The sequence below is a fragment of the Ruegeria sp. AJ12 genome, assembly GCF_056536245.1.
The window spans coordinates 2,792,611-2,807,387 of sequence record NZ_JBQFJJ010000001.1; the positions used below are offsets into that span (position 1 = coordinate 2,792,611).

Below are 14,777 nucleotides of genomic sequence, written 5' to 3' on the forward strand. Positions count from 1 at the left end.
AGATGTGTCGCGAAGGATGTGTTGCAAAGTTTCTTACAGAACGAAGAGTTAGCACCGAACCCGCGGCTTATGCCGCCGGTTCTGCAAATTGACGAAACGGACAGATTCCGGGCGTGAGTTGACCTTTGCGGATCATGTGCGCCACTTCGATCCCGTCCAGTGTAGCCGCCGCTGAGGCGAAGGCAACGCTGGATGGGATTGATGTCACTGTACCCTAATTAACCAGATTCTTGTCTGAAATTATCCTGCAAAATCAATGGTGGTTTGTACTCTTAATTTTCATACTGTAGCCTTAATTGCCGTACTGTCGGAACTGTGGATGAGTGTCGGCCTATTGGGGCGGGGGATCTGCGTGATAAATGAGCGTCTCGCGAAACACCGTGCAGCGGTTTTTCAGCCGCGCTGAAAGTCGTACATATCTACAACTAGAGATCACAAATCAGTTGATCGAATGTCCGCTCTTGAAATCCATCTCGTTGTCCATCGCAACTGCAGCGAACGGCGGCTCTCCGCCCATTCGGGCCCAATGACCAAGGTTTCGTAGGACGGTTCAAGGTCGACTATCGGCCTCGAACTTTGGTTTCTGTTCTACCGCCGTCTGATCCGCTCGCGACGGCGCTCGCGACGTTCGATGTTGATCTGATGATCATGGCCTAGCGCCCTGTAGAATCCCAATCCCTTGGACCAGTTCAGAAAGTGGGCAAAGCTGTCGACCTGATCGTCGTTTCGCCCGCGTGGAAAGGACTGCAGTTCCCGTTTGAACGCCGCCAGCCAGGACGCGTCTGCAGGCAGATACACCTTACCCTCTTCAACGGGACCGCAAGCCGACTGGAACCGGGTTTCCTTGTCCTTGTCAGGTTTGACGCGTTCGTAGCGCCGACGGTCATCACGAAACAACTCGTCCAGAAGCGGTTTGCCGGAGGCAGCATCTTCGATCAGAACGCGATCCGGATCCCAACGGCCGACAAGTTGCAGTGCCTTGGCTTTCAGGTCTGGGTAGTCCACCTGCCCGCGCCAGACGTCGAGAAGGTACCACGCATTTTCGCGGAACCCCCAGGTTGTACAGGCCGAGAAGTCGGACCGGGGATCCGCAGACATCCCCGTATCCCAGCTTTGAACAACCAGTTGGAACCATTGGCGATCTTCGACGGTCTCGTAGGTCCCGAACCATTCCCAGCGCAGCGGCGATCCGTCTGGCGCAACCGGGTTTTGCTGATACTGGCAATTGAACACAGCTGCGCCCATTTCACGACGCTTCGTATCCAGCGTGTTCTGATCCAAACGGGACGGGCACAGGAGATCACCCGGTTTGCGGCGCATGACCCTTCCACGCCCAAGTGGAACCACCTCATGTTCTTCGGTGATGGCAGGCAGGTTTAGGTGCCGATAGGTGCCGCGTTCGAGCAGATAACCCGGCGGATCCATCTCGTGCAGCCGCTGTGCAACCATAACCACGCGCCCCTCGGCCGGGTTGTCAAAGCGCGATAGCAAGGTCCCCTCAATAAACTCCTGTGCCTTGATCAGTTCGGCTTCGGAGCCGGCATCTCCGGCTTTCAGCAGGTCATCGATGATAATGTAGTCAGCGCCATGGCCAGTAACAGAGCTGCCGATGGAAACAGCCTTACGGCTGCCTCCCTTTGTGGTGCGGATTTCTTCTGAGGTGTTGCCCTTTTTAGCCAAGACCGTTTCAGGGAACATTTCCCGGTACCAGCGCGCAGACATGATCCGACGACAATCTTCGGAATGCTTGCGCGCCAGATCTAGCCCGTAGCTGGCAACAATAATCTTGGCGCTGGGGTTATGACCGAGAAGGTAAGCGACATAGGAAACGGCCACGGTGACCGATTTCAGGCAACGTGGCGGGATGTTGATGATCAGCCGCTTGTTTTCGCCTTGGCGGACATTGTCTAACTCATGGCACATGGCACGCACATGCCAAGCCGGATCAAAGCTGCGGTCAGTCCCCTGGTGCAGCGTGTCAAACACACGCCACACGAATGGAAAGAAATTGTCCCGGCAAACCTCGCGCGCGACCTGCCGGACCATTTTTGGATCAGGAGTCGTCATCTTCCGCCTCCTCATTTTCCGGACCACCGTCACCGCCCAGTTGGCTGGAAAAGAAATCCCGGAGGATGTCATAGTCAACTGTCTCCGGCCCATTCACTGCAGAGCTAGCCTGTTCGCTCCCATCATCTGGACCGCCGAAAAGATCAGCGTCGACCTTGAGAAGCGCCATCAGCAATTTCGTGTCGCCCTTCAACGCGCCAGCCGTGAGCCGCTTGGCAATTGCCTCCGCCTTGGATATCCGAGTTTCGTGGTTGCCTTCGCGGACTGTGACCTTGGTTTCCAGTTCGCGTTTCAAGCTGGCATTCACGCCTTTAGCACCTTTCGGCCGTCCTTTCGGATTGCCGGATCGGCCTTTCTTGAATTGGGTCGCTTTGGGCGGTTTGCCGTAGCCCACCTCAAACTCTTTCGTATCGTCAGACATGATCCGCCTCCAGCTCTGAAGTGGTGTCACCGGCCGCAGAACGCGCATCGAACGTCTGGCCCGTCACCGCATGCACGGCGCTCTCACCAGTCATTTCCTGCCAACGGCGGATGGCGACATCAACGTAAGCCGGATCGAGCTCAATGAGCCGCGCCTGGCGTCCGGTATTCTCAGCTGCCAGCAGGGTCGCGCCGGACCCCCAAAGACGTCCAGCACGACATCACCGCGGTGGCTCACATCCATGATGGCATCTGCCACCAAAGCCGTCGGTTTCACCGTGGGGTGATCCGCGAGATCCGCCTCGCGCCCTGACCCAAAGCTGTTCACACCAGCATAATCCCAAACATTCGTTCGGTTGCGCCCGTGTTTACCCAGTTCGACATTGTTGATATGCGGCGCACCGGGCTTCTTAAAGATGCAAACCAGCTCGTGCTTGGACCGATATAGGCTGCCCATCCCGCCGTTGGTCTTGTTCCAGACACACAAATTGATGAGATCGAAACCGCCCGCCTTTCCTGTGGCGATCAGCTCTTCAATGTGACGCCAGTCCATGCAGATCATCGCGATGCCCCCGTCCGGCAAGCAGTGAAACAGCCGGATGATCACGTCCGAGAGAAAGCCACGGAACTCGCTATCCGACATTTCCCCCGACGCCATGGCGAACTCGCGATGTTCGCCACCGGTGCCACAGCGGACATGCCCATTGACCGGTACGTTGTAAGGAGGATCGGTGAAGACCATCTGTGGGGCCTCCCCATCTAGCAAGGTGTCGTAGCTCTGGGCTTGCAGGGCATCCCCGCAGAAGATGCGGTGATCTCCGAGAACCCAGAGGTCGCCCGGCTGCGTAATTACGGGTGCCGCAGAGTCCGGGGTGTTTACAGTTTCAGCTGCGGTTTCCGCAGCCTCGCCCGCAGCGTCGATGATAATGTCGATCTCCGGCGTTTCGAATCCGGTGATGTCCAGATCAAAGTCCAGCTCGCCATCAAGGCTGAGATCCATCAGCTCGGCAAACTCAATCTGCAGTGCTGCTTCGTTCCAGTCCGACAATTCCGCCAGCTTGTTATCTGCGATCCGCAGGGCGCGCACTTCCGATTCTGACAAGTGATCCGCGACAACCGTCGGCACAGACTTCAACCCCAGGGCCTTTGCGGCTTCATAGCGGCCATGGCCCGCGATGATTGTGCCCGAACCATCCAAAAGGATCGGAGTGACAAATCCAAACTTGGCCACCGACGCTTTGAGCTTGTCGATATTCTTGGCCGCGTGCACGCGGCTATTGTTCGCGTAGGGTTTGATCTGGCTGATCTGAGATTGGACGACTTTGTCCGCCATCCAGATCGGTGTGTTGGACGCCTTGGCGTCGCACTGTGTTTTTTTGGCAGACATAGCCGCCTCCTTTCGTTTGACGCTCGTTAGCGTCGACAAGAAAGGATCGTGTTGGGAATTCGGAGAGAGCACGATTAACAACTCTCCGGACCAATCGATCCGGTTCGTTGCCCCTTCGAATGCTCTCTGCGGAAACCTGTGTTTCCAATGAGTGCTGCCTGCGGGAGCAGTTTCCCGCCCTGATAGTCCGGGCGATTGGGTTAAATGTAGGTGCCATCATTACAAGACGCAACTCCCAAACAAAAAAAGTAACCAATTAAGATTGTTGACGAATAATCGAGGGTACAGCAGCAACGCCCTGCAAAACACACCCCTCCTGGGATTGCCCCAGAAAGAGCTGGACTGTTGCTGTGAACCACGCATCACTGGACCCACGCCCGAGCCATTCGGGCGCTCCTCAGTACCAGGGTTCGGCATTCCGCCAACGCCAGATCAGAGGAGACAATACATGCCCAAATCCAAACAAACCAAAATTGACAAGGTGCAAGCTTTGTTGCGTCGCCCGAGTGGCGCCAGCCTTGAGGCGCTCTGCAAAGCAACAGGGTGGCAACCTCATTCGGTCCGAGCAGCTCTCAGCGGTCTTCGGAAGAACGGCGTCACAATTGAACGGCGGGCATCCGACAAACCAAATGGACCATCCACGTATCACCTGACCGCGGGAACAGGAGAAGAGTCATGACGAAGACGAGCGACGTCGCCGATCTGGCCGCCATGGGTCGATCGGATCTGGTCACGCTTTGGCAGCAACTGTTTGATCAACCTGCGCCCGCCATGCTCAGCCAACCCTTCCTGCGCCGTTTTATTGCCTTTGAGATGCAGTCCCTCTGTCATGGCGGGCTACCCCGGCAGGTCAAAGCCAAGCTGGAAAAGGTTTCTGAGAAGAAACCCCGGCCTACATGCCCTGCCCTAAAACCCGGCGGGCGCCTGCTGCGCGAGTGGAATGGCGTGACCCATGTAGTCGACGTTACAGAAGACGGCTTCACCTGGAACGGTCGGTCCTATCGCTCGCTCTCGGCCATCGCCCGAGAGATTACCGGCGCGCATTGGTCAGGGCCGCGTTTCTTCGGACTCTCTGGCAAGGGTGCCAAATGAGCCCGCGCCGCAAAATCCGATGCGCCATCTACACGCGCAAGTCCTCAGAAGATGGACTGGATCAGGACTTCAATTCGCTGGACGCGCAATATGAAGCCTGCGCAGCCTATGTCGCCAGCCAGCGACATGAGGGCTGGACCCTGTTGGCCGAGCGCTACGATGACGGTGGCCTGTCGGGCGGCACCCTAGAGCGCCCTGCCCTGCGGCGCCTGCTTGAAGAGATCGACGCAGGGCGTATTGACATGGTTGTGGTCTACAAGATCGACCGGTTGACCCGATCGCTTGCCGATTTCTCCAAGCTGGTCGAACGGTTGGAACAGGCGAACTGTTCTTTTGTGTCCGTCACACAAGCATTCAACACCTCTTCCTCCATGGGTCGGTTGACCCTGAATGTACTGTTGTCCTTTGCTCAGTTTGAACGGGAAGTCACCGCTGAACGTATTCGTGACAAGATTGCAGCGTCTAAGAAAAAGGGGCTTTGGATGGGTGGCAACCTGCCTCTCGGCTATGACCGCCACCCCGATCCAAAAGCAAGAACGCTGGTGGTGAATAAGGAGGAGGCCAGAACGGTCCGGCATCTCTTTGATCTTTATGACGCGCTGGGTTGTCTGCGCAAAGTAGAAGAACGGGCAACGTCAGAAGACCTGCGGTCGAAGCGGGTTGTTCGGGCGGATGGAAACATAAAAGGGGATTGTCCGCTGTCACGGGGTCAAATCTATTACCTGCTGCGCAACCCGGTCTATCTCGGAAAAATCCGCCACAAGGATAAGATCTGGGACGGACAACATCCGGCGATCATCGATCAGGACATCTGGGACCGGGTGCAGGAAAAAATGCGCGAAGCGTCGCAGCGATCCCGTGCAAACCTTACGCCCGATGCGCGCCAACGCACCAACGACCCCGGCGCCTGGCTCACTGGTCTGCTGCAGGACGAAACAGGTGATCGGTTGACGCCAACCCACACCACGCGCAAAGGCCGACGGTTGCGCTACTATGTCTCCAACAGACTCACCTCGGGCGGCAAGGATATCTCGGGTTGGCGACTGCCCGGCCCGGCGCTGGAGCACGCAGTCATTGATGTCATCGTCAGACATCTGCAAGACGCCGCCGCCGCGCTCCAGGTGCTGGCGCAACCGGAGGCCGGGTCAACGGAGGCAGTTCAGACTTCAGCTGCGGATTTAGTAACTCGGCTTCGAGGCCAAGGCGCTCAGGTCGGTGCTGATATTCTGGCCAACGGCAGAATTGCACGAGGACAGATCGACCTCGAATTGAACCCCAAAACTCTGGCAAGCGCACTTGGCATCACGGCCGATCATCTGAACCCGGATCTCACACACATCACCTCATCCTTCGATCTGCGACGACGCGGCGTCGAGGCCAAGGTCATCGCTGGAGACATGGCACCCCAACCCGATCCCCACCTCCGGTCCATGCTGATCCGCGCCCATGGCTGGGCGCGTGATCTAAAAGCCGGCGTTCAACTGATGGAAATTGCCCGCCGCGAAAACCTCCCCGGCGCCTTCATCCGCACCCGTGCTCAGCTCGCGTTTCTCTCACCGAAGATTCAGGTCGCGATTCTCGACGGCGCTCAGCCGACCGAACTCACACTCAAGCGTCTGGTCAGCGTGACCCACCCACTAGACTGGTCTGAACAGGAGCGCCTGTTCGGCTTCTGACATCTCCAAGTCCTTCGTCCCTGTTACAGGGTTCGCCCTCCCTGATCCGGCGGAACAATTCCCTGTTCCCGCGAGAAAATTCCCTGTTCCACCATTTAGGGATTTTGCAACATAAACTATTGGAAAAATTAGAGTTGTGACATCTGAAATGTCGGGTTCCAGACCTGTTTCGCGAAAATTCCCTGTAAATTGCAGGGTATCAGTGAAATCCCGCCCAAAGCGACCCCGCCAAAATGCTGCGCTGAGACTACGGCCGAAATCGCGCTCGGAGTGTACGATCTGCTCCGTCTCTGATTGAAAGCGCATGCGCCAACGCGCAGGAATTGCGGCACAATTCCGGGTCAGAAAAAACAACTGGATTGAGACGGGTATGAGTGGCGGGGAGACAGGGATTCGAACCCTGGGGACGCTCTCACGCCCAACGGTTTTCAAGACCGCCGCATTCGACCACTCTGCCACCTCCCCGCGTGAGGCAGGGTCTAAGGCCAACTGAAATCGGTGGCAAGTCGAAATAGGGATTTCTTGCCGAAGCATGCGCAGCGGTCTTTCCATGACACAGCACCCACGCTATGATCTGCGGGAAAGACCGTAGCAGGCTGGCAAAAAGAACCAGCCGACCGGCGGCGGGGCTCGGGAAACGAGGCCCCTTCAGGCAAGGGATGAAGAAATGAAGCGAGCGACTGAGATACGCCCGGGGCCGAAAAGGCTGGCGTTTCTGGCTTTGACTTTAGCCGTTCTGTCCGGATGCGAAGAACCCTTTGGATCGACTGAAAAACCCGAGCAAAACGATGAATCGACAGAGCTGTTGCCCGAAGTTTCCAGCGGGTCGCAACGCGATGTCGAAGCGCCCGATGTGTTCGACGTAACCGAGGCCGGGCTTTGGGACGGGCGGCCATCACTGGGCGGTATCTGGGTCGCCCATCCGGATGTTACGCAACCGGAACGTGTGGTTATCAAAAACGAGAGCAACAACAAATCCGTGACCGGGGCCTTGTTCCGACGCGAACGCAGCCTGCCCGGACCGGCGCTGCAGGTCTCGTCCGCGGCCGCCGAGCAGTTGGGCATCCTGGCAGGCGCTCCCACACGGCTGAACGTGGTGGCGCTGCGGCGTGAGGTGGTTGCAGAAGAGCCTTTGCCACAAGAAGACGAACCCGCGCCACAGCCTGATGACGACACAGCAGACGCAGCAGTCGAAACCGCAGCGGCTGTTTCAGAAGAGCCAACCGTTGCCGAGCCGGAAAAGCCGGCAAAGAGAAAATGGTGGCAGAAAAAGGAACCCGTCGCTGCGGCAGTCGGAACTGCAACCGGAGTGGCAGCAGCAACGACTGACGACGCTGCGGAAGTCGCAACTGAAGCACCGACGGACGTAGCTGCCGCCCCTGCCTTGTCCGACGCCCCTGTTGCGGCGCCGCTGGAAAAGCCCGAAAAACGGAAATGGTGGCAAAGGAAAAAGCCGGACGAGATTACCGAGACACCGCTCGACCCCATCGAGGGGGCCGCAGCGGCCATTGATGCCGCCGAAGCGACCCCTGCGGCTGCGGCAACGCAGTCGTCTCTGGCGAAACCCTTTGTTCAAATCGGTACATTTGGGGTTGAAGCAAACGCCAACAGCGCCGCCGAGAAAATTCGCAGAAATGGCATGCCGGCGGAGGTGCGCGAACTCAAAACCGAAGACAAGACAGTCTGGCGGGTTCTGGTCGGCCCAGCTGCGACCCGCCCAGAACGCAAAGCCATTCAGAACGACGTCAAGGATCTGGGCTTTATCGATGCGTTCACTGTGTCCAACTGAGACAGGAGGCCCCACGTGCTCATTTCACTGCGCAGTTCCGCGCTCACCCTAGGGCTGGCACTGTTTGCCCTGCCCGCCCACGCGTTCGATACATCCGCCCGCGCAGCTTATGTGATGGATCAGACGACCGGCACGGTGCTGTTGTCGAAAGATGCGGACCAGCCGCTGCCGCCGGCATCGATGTCCAAACTCATGACGCTGTATGTTGCGTTCGAGGCGTTGCGGGATGGACGCCTGACGATGAACGAAACCCTGCCGGTGTCGGAACATGCCATGAGCTATGGCGGGTCGACCATGTTCCTGAACACGCAGGATCGCGTGACGGTCGAGGACCTGCTGCGCGGTATCATCGTCCTCTCAGGCAACGACGCCTGTGTTGTCATAGCCGAAGCGCTCAGCCCGGACGGTACAGAGGCGGGGTTCGCGCGCTACATGACCCAGCGCGCCAAGCAGATGGGCATGAACCATTCGAACTTTATCAACTCGAACGGCTGGCCCGCTGCAGGCCATATGATGTCCGTGCACGATCTGGCGGTTCTTGCGGATCGGCTGATCTCGGACTTCCCGGAATTCTATCCGCTGTTTGACGAAGAAGTGTTCGAGTTTGACGGTCGGGCCCCGTCGAACGCGCGAAACCGCAATCCGCTGCTGCGGCTGGACATTGGCGCGGATGGTCTGAAAACGGGCCACACGCAAGAGGCCGGCTATGGTCTTGTTGGGTCCGCCAAACAGGGCGATCGCAGGGTGATCTTTGTTCTGACCGGTATCGACACAACCGGCCAGCGCGCAGAGGAGGCTGAGGCCGTGGTTAACTGGTCGTTTCGAAATTTTGTCGAGAGGACAGTTGCCACAGCGGAAACGCCGATAGCCGAAGCGAAGCTGTGGATGGGAGTGAAAAAAACAGTCGGTCTGGTGCCCGAAGGTGACCTCAACGTTCTGTTTCCGGTGCTGGGAACACAGAATGTCGAGGCCGAAGTCGTGTATGAAGGCCCGATCAACGCGCCCGTCGCCAAAGGCCAGCAACTCGCCGAACTGGTCATCAAACCCGAAGGGTTGCCGGAAATCCGCCGCCCCCTGGTGGCCGCCGAGGATGTGGCTGTGGGCGGTTTCGTGGTGCGCTTGATGACGGTGGGCGGGATCGTCCTGAAGGATGTCATCAACACCCCGCTGGAATCGATGTGACGAGAGCCGGATTGTTTCTGACCTTCGAAGGCATTGACGGATCAGGCAAGTCCACGCAGGCGCGCATGCTTGCAGATCATCTGCGCAGCGCAGGTCGCGAGGTGGTTTTGACTCGCGAACCCGGGGGCTCTCCGGGTGCCGAGGAAATCCGCAGCCTCGTGCTGGAAGGCGACCCTGAACGCTGGTCTGCGGAAACGGAAATCCTGTTGTTTACCGCCGCCCGGCGCGATCATCTGGAACGCACGATCGAACCAGCGCTGGCAGAGGGCAAGGTCGTGATCTGTGACCGGTTCGTAGACAGCACACGTATGTACCAGGGTATGTCTCGCGGCGACTTGCGCGGGCTGGTCGATCAATTGCACAGCCTCATGATCCGGCGCGAACCGGACATGACCCTTTTGATCGATATGGACCCCGACACCGGTCTGTCGCGCGCCAAAGGGCGGCAGGGCACCGAAGAGCGGTTCGAAGACTTCGGACCCGCTCTGCAGCAGAAAATGCGGGCGGGATTTCTGGCGCTGGCGGACGAGTTCTCTGACCGGTTTCGCGTTGTGGACGGCAATCGGGACATGGACAGCGTCGCTCAGGATGTGGCAGAGATCGTCACGGCAGCTTTGCGATAGGCGATGAGTGACGACACCCCAATCCCGGATCAGGCGCCCGGCGCCCCGCACCCGCGCGAAACACCTCAATTGTTCGGGCAGCGCGCGGCTGAACAGGCCTTTCTGACCGCCTATACCTCTGACCGGTTGCACCATGGCTGGTTGCTGACCGGGCCGCGCGGTGTTGGCAAGGCAACGCTGGCCTGGCGCATCGCCCGGTTTCTGCTTGCAACGCCTCCACCAGACGATGGCGGGTTGTTTGGGGCGCCCCCGCCCCCCGAAACGCTGGATGTCGACGCTGATCATCCGGTCTCGCACCGCATTCTTGCTGGCGCGGAACCAGGACTTGCCGCGATCTCACGGTCTCTGAATGATCAGGGCCGTCTCAGAGGCGAGATCGTTGTTGACGACATCCGCAAACTTGGTCGGTTTTTTGGCCTGTCCTCTGCTGATGGTGGGCGCCGGGTTGTGATCGTTGATTCCGCCGACGAGATGAATGTCAGTGCCGCCAATGCCCTGCTGAAAATGCTCGAGGAACCGCCAGCCCGCACGACACTGTTGTTGGTGTCACACCAGCCTTCGCGCCTGTTGCCGACGATCCGGTCGCGCTGTCGCACATTGCGCCTGTCGCCGCTCGGGCCCGAAGATATGCAATCCGCGCTTGCGCAGGCCGGCGCTGAACTCCCATCGCAGGGCGATCATCTGGCGGCATTGGCCGCGGGTTCAGTGGGGGATGCGGTTCGCCTGATCAATCTGGGTGGGCTGGAGATATATGCCGAACTGATCGCTATTTTTAGCACGCTGCCCCGGCTTGACCGGCAGCGCGCGTTGAAGCTGGCCGAAGCCGCGGCCCAACGTGGCACGGCGGAAAAGTTCGAACTGCTGCTGACACTGATCGACTTGGCTCTTGCACGACTTGCCCTGACCGGGGCAACCGGTGCGCCGCCTATGCCCGAGGCCGCCCCCAGCGAGGCGGACACGTTGCGGCGCCTGTCTGCCTCGCCACATCAGGCACGGCGCTGGGCCGAGGTGGCCGCTGTGATCACGTCGCGGGCGCGTCACGGACAGGCTGTGAACCTTGACCCTGCCGCATTGGTCCTAGATACGGTGTTCAAGATACAGGAAACCGCCGGTCAGAGTTGATGAGCGACACCCCCCAGATCACTGACAGCCATTGCCATCTGGATTTCTCGGATTTCGATGGGCAGTTGGACGCAGTCGTTGCCCGCGCGGCGGAGGCCGGCGTGACCCGGATGGTGACCATCTGCACGCGGCTGCGCAACGAACCCGCCATTCGCGCAATCGCCGAGGCCCATGGCCCGGTGTTCTACGCCGCCGGCACCCACCCGATGAGCGTGGCGGACGAACCGATGGCCACCGTCGATGAACTCGTCGCACTGTCAACGCACCCGAAATTTGTGGGCATTGGCGAATCCGGACTGGATTATCACTACACTGCCGACAGCGCAGACCTGCAGAAACGCTCTCTGCGCGTCCATATCGAGGCGGCCCAGCGCACTGGCCTGCCCCTGATCATCCACGCCCGCTCCGCAGATGACGACATGGCCCGTATTCTGACTGAGGCGTACGCCAACGCGCCCTATTCCTGCGTCATGCATTGCTTTTCTTCGAGTGCCGCGTTGGCCAAGGCGGCGCTGGACCTTGGCTTCTACCTGTCAATGTCGGGTATCGCGGCCTTTCCCAAAAGTCAGGAATTGCGCGATATCTTTGCCAGCGCGCCGGTGGACCGCATTCTCGTGGAAACCGATGCGCCCTATCTGGCGCCGCCGCCTTTTCGCGGCAAACGGAACGAACCGGCCTATACCGCACACACGGCCCGCAAGGGTGCCGAGGTCTTCGGCATGGACTATGCCGCCTTCGCCGCACAGACGCAGGTGAATTTTGATCGGCTGTTCAGCAAGGCCGCGGCCTACAAGGCGGCTGCATGACCCAGGTGCGGTTCACCATCCTTGGCTGCGGATCATCGGGCGGCGTTCCTCGATTGGGCGGGCAATGGGGCCACTGTGATCCCGACAACCCCAAGAATGTCCGCCGCCGCTGCTCGATGCTGGTCGAACGTGACGGACCCAATGGAACAACTTCGGTTCTGATCGACACAACACCGGATATGCGAAGCCAGTTGCTCGACACCGGAACCGGCCGTCTGGACGGTGTCGTATACACGCATTCTCACGCCGATCACGTGCATGGAATAGACGACCTGAGAATGATCGTGTTCAACATGCGCACCCGCGTGCCGGTCTGGGCCGATGGCGATACGCAGAATGCCCTGCTTGGGCGGTTCGGATATGCGTTCATCCAGCCCGAAGGCTCACCCTATCCGCCAATTCTGGACCTAAAAACCATCGACGGTGCGTTCGACGTCGACGGACCTGGCGGGCCAATTCCGTTCCGCCCGTTCAAGGTCAATCACGGCTCGATCGACTCGCTGGGGTTTCGCATCGGCAAGCTGGCCTACTTGCCGGATGTGGCAGAAATCTATGATGATGCCTGGCCTGAAATGGAAGATCTCGATTGCCTTGTGATCGACGCGCTGAGGCGTACGCCCCACCCGACACATACGCATCTTGAAAAAACACTGGGTTGGATCGAACAATTGCAGCCCAAACGTGCAATTCTGACCAACATGCATATCGATCTCGACTATGACACTGTCGAGGCTGAGACGCCTGATTATGTCACTCCGGCCTATGACGGGTTGGTCATCCAACAGGTGCTTTGAGACGCTGTTCTGCGCACCCGCCATATGTTCTGCCGAGCCCAGACGCCACAGACCGGTGACGCGCTGACATGTTGCAGAACCTGATCAACGTCATTCTGCCGGTGTTCCTTGTCATTGGCGCAGGATATGCCGCGACACGGTCGGGGTACTTTAAAGAAGAGCATGTTGACGGGCTTATGAAGTTCACGCAGGGGTTTGCCATTCCCTGCCTGCTGTTTCTGGCCATCGCGCATCTGGATTTGAGCGCCAGTTTCGACCCGCGCCTGCTGGCCAGCTTTTATTCCGCGGCTGCGCTTTGTTTTCTGGCGGGCCTGTTCGGCGCCCGGATCATCTTTGGACGCGACTGGGAGGATTGCGTCGCCATCGGGTTCTGCTGCCTGTTTTCCAACTCCGTTCTGCTGGGTTTGCCGATCACCGAACGCGCCTATGGGCCCGAAAACCTGACCGGCAACTATGCGATCATCGCCTTCCATTCCCCCTTTTGCTACGGCGTCGGGATAACGGTTATGGAAGTTGTGCGAAACCGGGGCAATGGACACGTGCACATGGCCCGCTCGGTCCTGTCCGCAATGTTCAAAAACGCGCTGATCCTGGGCATCGCACTGGGCTTTGTGGTCAACCTGTCCGGTATCGCCATACCGGCGGTTGTGGACGAAGCACTGGGATTGGTAACCCGCGCTGCCCTGCCCGGTGCGCTGTTCGCGTTGGGCGGCGTCTTGGTCAAATACAAACCCGAAGGCGATTTGCGCACCATCACCTATGTCTGCTGCATCTCATTGATGCTGCACCCAAGCCTTGTCTGGCTGTTCGGAAAGTCCGTCAACCTGCCGCAGGACCTGTTCCGCTCGGGCGTGCTGAATGCTGCTATGGCGCCAGGTTTCAACGCCTATATCTTTGCCAGCATGTATGGCCGCGCCAAACGTGTCGCTGCTTCTTCTGTCCTGATCGGGACAGCTGCTTCAATCCTGACGGTCTGGCTCTGGCTGGCCATTCTGGGGTGATCCGGAGGAACATGCATTGACATCAGGCTCTGGTGACGCACCTATCGTGCATTCACACAGGAATCCGCACATGCCCCACGCCATCATCGTCGCTCATGGCCAGCCCTCAGATCCCGAGCCCGCCCAGGCGGCGCTGACCGCGTTTGCCACCAATGTTGATGCGTTGGCCGACGGAGTGACAATACATGGGGCCACGCTGGCCGCTCCGGGAAGGCTCGAGGCCAAGATGGACAGTCTGCCGGAAAGCACCTTGATCTACCCCCTGTTCATGGCCAAGGGCTGGTTCGTGACCAGCGCGCTCCCAAAGCGTGTCGGAGACCGAAAACTGCGCATCCTGGATCCATTGGGGATCGATCCTGAGTTGCCCGGGCTTGCAGTAGGTGCCCTTCGCACAGTGCTGTCCGAGCACCAATGGAACGCCGATGACACAGACCTGGTTGTTGCCGCGCACGGGTCAGGCCGCAGCCGCAACCCGTCTGCTGTTGCGGCGGAATTCGCGTCTCAACTGGCCCAGAACCTGCCTTTTCACTCGATCCGGGTTGGATTTGTCGAAGAGCCACCTTCCATAGAGGAAGCCGCGCGTGGCGCATCAGAAAAATCAGTTTGTCTTCCGTTTTTTGCCTGCACAGGAGGGCATGTCCTTGAAGACGTCCCTGAGGAACTGGAAAAAGCAGGTTTCAAAGGTATCGTCTTGCCCGTCGTCGGCGAACTGCCCCCGATCCAGAGACAGATAGCAAACAAGATATGTCAGGCCTTTAAAACCGTCGCGTAAGTGCCCTGACATTCGCGATGTCTGTGGAAACAACGCCAATGCAGCA

Annotated in this window: 14 protein-coding genes, 1 tRNA gene and 1 pseudogene; 11 read left to right on the forward strand and 5 right to left on the reverse strand. The window is 58.8% G+C overall.

Annotated elements, in window-relative coordinates:
- Positions 1-67: 67 nt before the first annotated feature.
- The 4 genes and pseudogenes from ACR3E0_RS13910 to ACR3E0_RS13925 all read right to left on the reverse strand — a co-directional run.
- Positions 68-184 (reverse strand): annotated as a pseudogene (locus tag ACR3E0_RS13910) (IS6 family transposase); the annotation flags it as partial.
- A gap of 404 nt (positions 185-588) precedes the next feature.
- On the reverse strand, positions 589-2,067 hold the full coding sequence (terL, locus tag ACR3E0_RS13915) for a phage terminase large subunit (RefSeq protein WP_480479409.1): 1,479 nt from the start codon (positions 2,065-2,067) through the stop codon (positions 589-591).
- Positions 2,054-2,488, reverse strand: a complete 435-nt coding sequence (locus ACR3E0_RS13920; protein WP_480479410.1) for a DUF5681 domain-containing protein — start codon at positions 2,486-2,488, stop codon at positions 2,054-2,056. The genes terL and ACR3E0_RS13920 overlap by 14 nt, the downstream gene beginning before the upstream one ends.
- A gap of 90 nt (positions 2,489-2,578) precedes the next feature.
- Positions 2,579-3,874 (reverse strand): site-specific DNA-methyltransferase, encoded by a 1,296-nt coding sequence (locus tag ACR3E0_RS13925; RefSeq protein WP_480479411.1) that lies wholly within the window; start codon positions 3,872-3,874, stop codon positions 2,579-2,581.
- A gap of 448 nt (positions 3,875-4,322) precedes the next feature.
- Here ACR3E0_RS13925 and ACR3E0_RS13930 point away from each other — a divergent pair, with 448 nt between their 5' ends.
- From ACR3E0_RS13930 to ACR3E0_RS13940, 3 genes are read left to right on the forward strand one after another with little or no spacing between them, the layout of a single operon-like run.
- Complete coding sequence (locus ACR3E0_RS13930; protein ID WP_480479412.1) at positions 4,323-4,553, forward strand: DUF3489 domain-containing protein; 231 nt, start codon at positions 4,323-4,325, stop codon at positions 4,551-4,553.
- Positions 4,550-4,966, forward strand: coding sequence for a DUF2924 domain-containing protein (locus ACR3E0_RS13935; RefSeq protein ID WP_480479413.1), 417 nt, complete (start codon positions 4,550-4,552; stop codon positions 4,964-4,966). Before ACR3E0_RS13930 ends, ACR3E0_RS13935 begins: the two co-directional genes overlap by 4 nt.
- Positions 4,963-6,642, forward strand: coding sequence for a recombinase family protein (locus ACR3E0_RS13940; protein ID WP_480479414.1), 1,680 nt, complete (start codon positions 4,963-4,965; stop codon positions 6,640-6,642). Before ACR3E0_RS13935 ends, ACR3E0_RS13940 begins: the two co-directional genes overlap by 4 nt.
- A gap of 375 nt (positions 6,643-7,017) precedes the next feature.
- Here ACR3E0_RS13940 and ACR3E0_RS13945 read toward each other — a convergent pair.
- A tRNA-Ser gene (locus ACR3E0_RS13945) sits at positions 7,018-7,107 on the reverse strand.
- Positions 7,108-7,309: 202 nt separating this feature from the next.
- On the opposite strand from ACR3E0_RS13945, the gene ACR3E0_RS13950 reads away from it, so the two are divergent.
- The 8 genes from ACR3E0_RS13950 (at position 7,310) to ACR3E0_RS13985 (ending at position 14,731) form a co-directional block, all read left to right on the forward strand.
- A complete protein-coding gene (locus ACR3E0_RS13950; RefSeq protein ID WP_480479415.1) occupies positions 7,310-8,431 on the forward strand; it encodes an SPOR domain-containing protein in 1,122 nt (373 codons plus the stop codon).
- Positions 8,432-8,446: 15 nt separating this feature from the next.
- The gene (locus ACR3E0_RS13955) at positions 8,447-9,613 is read left to right on the forward strand and encodes a D-alanyl-D-alanine carboxypeptidase family protein (RefSeq protein ID WP_480479416.1); all 1,167 of its coding nucleotides are present in this window, start codon (positions 8,447-8,449) and stop codon (positions 9,611-9,613) included.
- Positions 9,610-10,236, forward strand: a complete 627-nt coding sequence (tmk, locus tag ACR3E0_RS13960) for a dTMP kinase (RefSeq protein WP_480479417.1) — start codon at positions 9,610-9,612, stop codon at positions 10,234-10,236. The genes ACR3E0_RS13955 and tmk overlap by 4 nt, the downstream gene beginning before the upstream one ends.
- 3 nt (positions 10,237-10,239) lie before the next feature.
- Entirely contained in the window at positions 10,240-11,358 is a 1,119-nt protein-coding gene (locus tag ACR3E0_RS13965; RefSeq protein ID WP_480479418.1) for a DNA polymerase III subunit delta', read from the forward strand.
- Positions 11,358-12,164, forward strand: coding sequence for a TatD family hydrolase (locus tag ACR3E0_RS13970; RefSeq protein ID WP_480479419.1), 807 nt, complete (start codon positions 11,358-11,360; stop codon positions 12,162-12,164). The genes ACR3E0_RS13965 and ACR3E0_RS13970 overlap by 1 nt, the downstream gene beginning before the upstream one ends.
- Positions 12,161-12,958: an MBL fold metallo-hydrolase gene (locus ACR3E0_RS13975; protein WP_480479420.1), complete on the forward strand. Its 798-nt coding sequence runs from the start codon at positions 12,161-12,163 to the stop codon at positions 12,956-12,958. The genes ACR3E0_RS13970 and ACR3E0_RS13975 overlap by 4 nt, the downstream gene beginning before the upstream one ends.
- 68 nt (positions 12,959-13,026) lie before the next feature.
- Positions 13,027-13,959, forward strand: coding sequence for an AEC family transporter (locus ACR3E0_RS13980; protein WP_480479421.1), 933 nt, complete (start codon positions 13,027-13,029; stop codon positions 13,957-13,959).
- Positions 13,960-14,029: 70 nt separating this feature from the next.
- Entirely contained in the window at positions 14,030-14,731 is a 702-nt protein-coding gene (locus tag ACR3E0_RS13985; RefSeq protein ID WP_480479422.1) for a CbiX/SirB N-terminal domain-containing protein, read from the forward strand.
- The last annotated feature ends 46 nt before the right edge of the window (positions 14,732-14,777 follow it).

Bases quoted from the DNA above. Each gene is read 5' to 3' on its own strand.
- ACR3E0_RS13940 (WP_480479414.1), top strand. From the start codon at position 4,963: ATGAGCCCGCGCCGCAAAATCCGATGCGCCATCTACACGCGCAAGTCC.
- ACR3E0_RS13980 (WP_480479421.1), top strand. From the start codon at position 13,027: ATGTTGCAGAACCTGATCAACGTCATTCTGCCGGTGTTCCTTGTCATT.
- ACR3E0_RS13975 (WP_480479420.1), top strand. From the start codon at position 12,161: ATGACCCAGGTGCGGTTCACCATCCTTGGCTGCGGATCATCGGGCGGC.
- ACR3E0_RS13985 (WP_480479422.1), top strand. From the start codon at position 14,030: ATGCCCCACGCCATCATCGTCGCTCATGGCCAGCCCTCAGATCCCGAG.
- ACR3E0_RS13920 (WP_480479410.1), bottom strand. From the start codon at position 2,488: ATGTCTGACGATACGAAAGAGTTTGAGGTGGGCTACGGCAAACCGCCC.
- ACR3E0_RS13935 (WP_480479413.1), top strand. From the start codon at position 4,550: ATGACGAAGACGAGCGACGTCGCCGATCTGGCCGCCATGGGTCGATCG.
- ACR3E0_RS13965 (WP_480479418.1), top strand. From the start codon at position 10,240: ATGAGTGACGACACCCCAATCCCGGATCAGGCGCCCGGCGCCCCGCAC.
- ACR3E0_RS13950 (WP_480479415.1), top strand. From the start codon at position 7,310: ATGAAGCGAGCGACTGAGATACGCCCGGGGCCGAAAAGGCTGGCGTTT.
- ACR3E0_RS13925 (WP_480479411.1), bottom strand. From the start codon at position 3,874: ATGTCTGCCAAAAAAACACAGTGCGACGCCAAGGCGTCCAACACACCG.
- ACR3E0_RS13970 (WP_480479419.1), top strand. From the start codon at position 11,358: ATGAGCGACACCCCCCAGATCACTGACAGCCATTGCCATCTGGATTTC.
- ACR3E0_RS13930 (WP_480479412.1), top strand. From the start codon at position 4,323: ATGCCCAAATCCAAACAAACCAAAATTGACAAGGTGCAAGCTTTGTTG.
- terL (WP_480479409.1), bottom strand. From the start codon at position 2,067: ATGACGACTCCTGATCCAAAAATGGTCCGGCAGGTCGCGCGCGAGGTT.